Source organism: Arthrobacter sp. TmT3-37 (assembly GCF_054510835.1).
In genome coordinates this window covers 1-5,948 of the sequence record NZ_JBTNDU010000029.1, presented here as the reverse complement: position 1 = coordinate 5,948, position 5,948 = coordinate 1, and the positions used below count along the sequence as shown (strand labels likewise).

The following is a 5,948-nucleotide window of genomic DNA, read 5'->3' as shown; positions in this document are numbered from 1 at the left end:
TTTAAGTGGGGAAGGCCCCGCACCTGGTGGTGCGGGGCCTTCCCGTTGGAGTGTTGTCCGGCGGTGTCCTACTCTCCCACACTCTCTCGGGTGCAGTACCATCGGCGCTGTGGGTCTTAGCTTCCGGGTTCGGAATGGGACCGGGCGTTTCCCCCACGCTATGACCGCCGTAACCCTGTGTACCGTTCCGTCCGGGCGCCCCCCTGTTGTGTGTGGGGGGTTCGGATGGTGGTAAGTCTGGTGGTTACATCGTTCGTGCTGGATGTGTGGGCTCTGTTCAGCCCGATCTTCAATTTATCCCGCCTTTATCCTGCCACTGGTTCCCTGGTGAGGGTTCTGGTGGTGGTGGTGGGTGGTTCCTGTTGTTGGTTGGGAACCGCATAGTGGACGCGTAGCATGTGATCTTCACTCTCCCCGTTGGTCACCGTGGGTGGTGGGTGTGGCTCCGGGGGCCCGGTTGCCTGGGTCCCTGGTGTCACGCCCGTCCCGTGGTGGGGGTGGGTGTGTGGTGTAAGTTATCGGCTTATTAGTACCGGTCAGCTTCACAGGTCGTTAGTCCCTGCTTCCACATCCGGCCTATCAACCCAGTGGTCTGGCTGGGGGCCTCTCACACTCTAGGTGTATGGAAATCTCATCTTGAAGCAGGCTTCCCGCTTAGATGCTTTCAGCGGTTATCCCATCCGAACGTAGCTAATCAGCGGTGCACTTGGCAGTACAACTGACACACCAGAGGTTCGTCCGTCCCGGTCCTCTCGTACTAAGGACAGCCCTTCTCAAATTTCCTGCGCGCGCAGCGGATAGGGACCGAACTGTCTCACGACGTTCTAAACCCAGCTCGCGTACCGCTTTAATGGGCGAACAGCCCAACCCTTGGGACCTACTCCAGCCCCAGGATGCGACGAGCCGACATCGAGGTGCCAAACCATGCCGTCGATATGGACTCTTGGGCAAGATCAGCCTGTTATCCCCGAGGTACCTTTTATCCGTTGAGCGACGGCCATTCCACAATGTGCCGCCGGATCACTAGTCCCGACTTTCGTCCCTGCTTGAGATGTCTCTCTCACAGTCAAGCTCCCTTGTGCACTTACACTCGCCACCTGATTGCCAACCAGGCTGAGGGAACCTTTGGGCGCCTCCGTTACTTTTTAGGAGGCAACCGCCCCAGTTAAACTACCCATCAGGCACTGTCCCTGACCCGGATTACGGGCCGAAGTTAGATATCCAGAGTGACCAGAGTGGTATTTCAACGATGACTCCACGTGAACTGGCGTCCACGCTTCACAGTCTCCCACCTATCCTACACAAGCCACACCGAACACCAATACCAAACTATAGTGAAGGTCTCGGGGTCTTTCCGTCCTGCTGCGCGTAACGAGCATCTTTACTCGTACTGCAATTTCGCCGAGTTTATGGTTGAGACAGCGGGGAAGTCGTTACTCCATTCGTGCAGGTCGGAACTTACCCGACAAGGAATTTCGCTACCTTAGGATGGTTATAGTTACCACCGCCGTTTACTGGGGCTTAAATTCCCAGCTTCGTCCCACGCAAGCGTGAAACTAACCGGTCCTCTTAACCTTCCAGCACCGGGCAGGAGTCAGTCCGTATACATCGTCTTGCGACTTCGCACGGACCTGTGTTTTTAGTAAACAGTCGCTTCCCCCTGGTCTCTGCGGCCCTGATCCGCTCCGGTGAGCTAGTCACCATCACAGTTGGGGCCCCCCTTCTCCCGAAGTTACGGGGGCATTTTGCCGAGTTCCTTAACCATAATTCTCTCGATCGCCTTAGTATTCTCTACCTGATCACCTGTGTCGGTTTGGGGTACGGGCGGCTGGAACCTCGCGCCGATGCTTTTCTCGGCAGCATAGGATCACCAAATTCCCCCATACGGGGGTCCCATCAGATCTCAGGCTCGTGATCGAACACAAGAACGCGGATTTGCCTACGTCCTGCCCTACATCCTTAGACCGGGACAACCATCGCCCGGCTTGGCTACCTTCCTGCGTCACACCTGTTAATACGCTTACCTCCCGAGATCAGGTCCCGCGATCCACAAAAAACCACGTCACCACAAGGGTGGGCGGTCATGCTTCTGGCGGTTAGTATCCCTCGATCAGTATTGGCGGTTCTTCGCCGGTACGGGAATATCAACCCGTTGTCCATCGACTACGCCTGTCGGCCTCGCCTTAGGTCCCGACTTACCCAGGGCAGATTAGCTTGACCCTGGAACCCTTGATCATTCGGCGGACGGGTTTCTCACCCGTCTTTCGCTACTCATGCCTGCATTCTCACTCGTGTAGGCTCCACCGCTGGTTTACACCGCGACTTCACTGCCCACACGACGCTCCCCTACCCATCCACACCCTTGAACCAAGAGAACAAGTCTCCGGCTTGGGATATATGTGAATGCCACAACTTCGGCGGTGTACTTGAGCCCCGCTACATTGTCGGCGCGGAATCACTTGACCAGTGAGCTATTACGCACTCTTTCAAGGGTGGCTGCTTCTAAGCCAACCTCCTGGTTGTCTGGGCAACTCCACATCCTTTCCCACTTAGCACACGCTTAGGGGCCTTAGTTGGTGGTCTGGGCTGTTTCCCTCTCGACTATGAAGCTTATCCCCCACAGTCTCACTGCTGCGCTCTCACTTACCGGCATTCGGAGTTTGGCTGACGTCAGTAACCTTGTAGGGCCCATTAGCCATCCAGTAGCTCTACCTCCGGTAAGAAACACGCAACGCTGCACCTAAATGCATTTCGGGGAGAACCAGCTATCACGAAGTTTGATTGGCCTTTCACCCCTACCCACAGCTCATCCCCTCCATTTTCAACTGAAGTGGGTTCGGTCCTCCACGACGTCTTACCGTCGCTTCAACCTGGCCATGGGTAGATCACTTCGCTTCGGGTCTAGATCACGCCACTCTGCTCGCCCTATTCAGACTCGCTTTCGCTACGGCTTCCCCACACGGGTTAACCTCGCGACGTAACACTAACTCGCAGGCTCATTCTTCAAAAGGCACGCCGTCACAGATACAAGTCTGCTCCGACGGTTTGTAGGCACACGGTTTCAGGTACTGTTTCACTCCCCTCCCGGGGTACTTTTCACCTTTCCCTCACGGTACTGGTCCGCTATCGGTCATCAGGGAGTATTTAGGCTTACCAGGTGGTCCTGGCAGATTCGCACGGGATTTCTCGGGCCCCGTGCTACTTGGGATCCTCTCCAAACGGCGTCACGCATTACGGTTACGGGACTTACACCCTCTCCGGCCGGGCTTTCAAACCCGTTCACCTATACGCACGCACTCATTTCACCAGTCCGGCAGAACTGGAACGGAAAGTCCCACAACCCCAGTGATGCAACGCCCGCCGGCTATCACACACCACTGGTTTAGCCTGTTCCGCGTTCGCTCGCCACTACTAACGGAATCACTATTGTTTTCTCTTCCTGTGGGTACTGAGATGTTTCACTTCCCCACGTTCCCTCCACGTACCCTATGTGTTCAGATACGGGTCACCCGGTCACTCGCGCGCCGGGCGGGGTTTCCCCATTCGGACATCCTGGGATCAAAGTTCGGTTATCAACTCCCCCAGGCTTATCGCAGATTCCCACGTCCTTCTTCGGCTCCTGATGCCAAGGCATCCACCGTGTGCCCTTAAAAACTTGACCACAAAGATCAAAAAACATATCGAGAAAACCAGGCCCGAACATTTGTCCGAAACCAGATTTATCTTAGAAATTGCTTCTTTTTAAGATGCTCGCGTCCACTATGCAGTTCTCAACCAACAACCCCGTCACACCCACACCCAACCCCGAAGGACCGGACACAGCATGCGCAGGAACAACCAGAAACAACCGAAACCCCCACCCCACGACACCCCCCGCAGAACCACCCACCCCGGACACCAGCGACGAATCACCGACACCCAGAACAAGCACCCCCACAAGGACACGCAGAACAAGAGCCCTGTTATCTCAGGACCCAACAGTGTGCCAAACACCCCCCAACAACCCCCGACACCACCCTTTCCACAACCACCGCACCCACACACCCCCTCCACGAAGGAGAAGACACGACAGAGGCGCCGGCTCGTACTCGAATGCCACCAGGACCCACCAGGGACCTATCCGTTGATATTCCACCCATGAGCACCCACCGCGGAACAAACGCCCGCGCTGTGGGCTAACTCCTGCAAGCCACACACCCACCACACAGGATGAGCACATGAACCTGAGGCGCTCCTTAGAAAGGAGGTGATCCAGCCGCACCTTCCGGTACGGCTACCTTGTTACGACTTAGTCCCAATCGCCGGTCCCACCTTCGACGGCTCCCTCCCACAAGGGGTTAGGCCACCGGCTTCGGGTGTTACCAACTTTCGTGACTTGACGGGCGGTGTGTACAAGGCCCGGGAACGTATTCACCGCAGCGTTGCTGATCTGCGATTACTAGCGACTCCAACTTCATGAGGTCGAGTTGCAGACCTCAATCCGAACTGAGACCGGCTTTTTGGGATTAGCTCCACCTCACAGTATCGCAACCCTTTGTACCGGCCATTGTAGCATGCGTGAAGCCCAAGACATAAGGGGCATGATGATTTGACGTCGTCCCCACCTTCCTCCGAGTTGACCCCGGCAGTCTCCCATGAGTCCCCGGCATAACCCGCTGGCAACATGGAACGAGGGTTGCGCTCGTTGCGGGACTTAACCCAACATCTCACGACACGAGCTGACGACAACCATGCACCACCTGTAAACCGGCCACAAGTGGCTGACACATCTCTGCATCATTCCGGTTCATGTCAAGCCTTGGTAAGGTTCTTCGCGTTGCATCGAATTAATCCGCATGCTCCGCCGCTTGTGCGGGCCCCCGTCAATTCCTTTGAGTTTTAGCCTTGCGGCCGTACTCCCCAGGCGGGGCACTTAATGCGTTAGCTACGGCGCGGAAAACGTGGAATGTCCCCCACACCTAGTGCCCAACGTTTACGGCATGGACTACCAGGGTATCTAATCCTGTTCGCTCCCCATGCTTTCGCTCCTCAGCGTCAGTTACAGCCCAGAGACCTGCCTTCGCCATCGGTGTTCCTCCTGATATCTGCGCATTTCACCGCTACACCAGGAATTCCAGTCTCCCCTACTGCACTCTAGTCTGCCCGTACCCACCGCAGATCCGGGGTTAAGCCCCGGACTTTCACGGCAGACGCGACAAACCGCCTACGAGCTCTTTACGCCCAATAATTCCGGATAACGCTTGCGCCCTACGTATTACCGCGGCTGCTGGCACGTAGTTAGCCGGCGCTTCTTCTGCAGGTACCGTCACCAACCCAAAGGCCGGCTTCTTCCCTACTGAAAGAGGTTTACAACCCGAAGGCCTTCATCCCTCACGCGGCGTCGCTGCATCAGGCTTGCGCCCATTGTGCAATATTCCCCACTGCTGCCTCCCGTAGGAGTCTGGGCCGTGTCTCAGTCCCAGTGTGGCCGGTCACCCTCTCAGGCCGGCTACCCGTCGTCGCCTTGGTAGGCCATTACCCCACCAACAAGCTGATAGGCCGCGAGTCCATCCAAAACCACAAAAGCTTTCCACCAACATGGCATGCGCCAGAAGGTCGTATCCAGTATTAGACCCGGTTTCCCAGGCTTATCCCAGAGTCAAGGGCAGGTTACTCACGTGTTACTCACCCGTTCGCCACTAATCCCCCCACAAGTGAGGTTCATCGTTCGACTTGCATGTGTTAAGCACGCCGCCAGCGTTCATCCTGAGCCAGGATCAAACTCTCCGTAAATGCATTACAGACACAACACGGAAACCCGGGAAAACGGGCAACCACGCTGCACAAAATTCGAAACCAGCCAAAAAAACCAGCCACCACACGGGGTGCGGCAACCAGCAAATTCAACCAATCAAAAAACAATCGGTATCAACAAACTTGGCACACTATTGAGTTCTCAAACAACAGGA

Annotated in this window: 3 rRNA genes; all 3 read right to left on the bottom strand. The window is 56.1% G+C overall.

The window, feature by feature from the left end:
- Window positions 1-55: 55 nt before the first annotated feature.
- The 3 genes from rrf to ACX80U_RS19095 all read right to left on the bottom strand — a co-directional run bounded on the left by rrf (window position 56) and on the right by ACX80U_RS19095 (window position 5,772).
- A 5S ribosomal RNA gene (gene rrf, locus ACX80U_RS19105) occupies window positions 56-172 on the bottom strand.
- Window positions 173-505: 333 nt separating this feature from the next.
- Window positions 506-3,661, bottom strand: a 23S ribosomal RNA gene (locus ACX80U_RS19100).
- A 578-nt stretch (window positions 3,662-4,239) separates the two neighbouring features.
- Window positions 4,240-5,772, bottom strand: a 16S ribosomal RNA gene (locus ACX80U_RS19095).
- The 16S, 23S and 5S rRNA genes sit together here, the layout of an rRNA operon.
- Window positions 5,773-5,948: the final 176 nt, after the last annotated feature.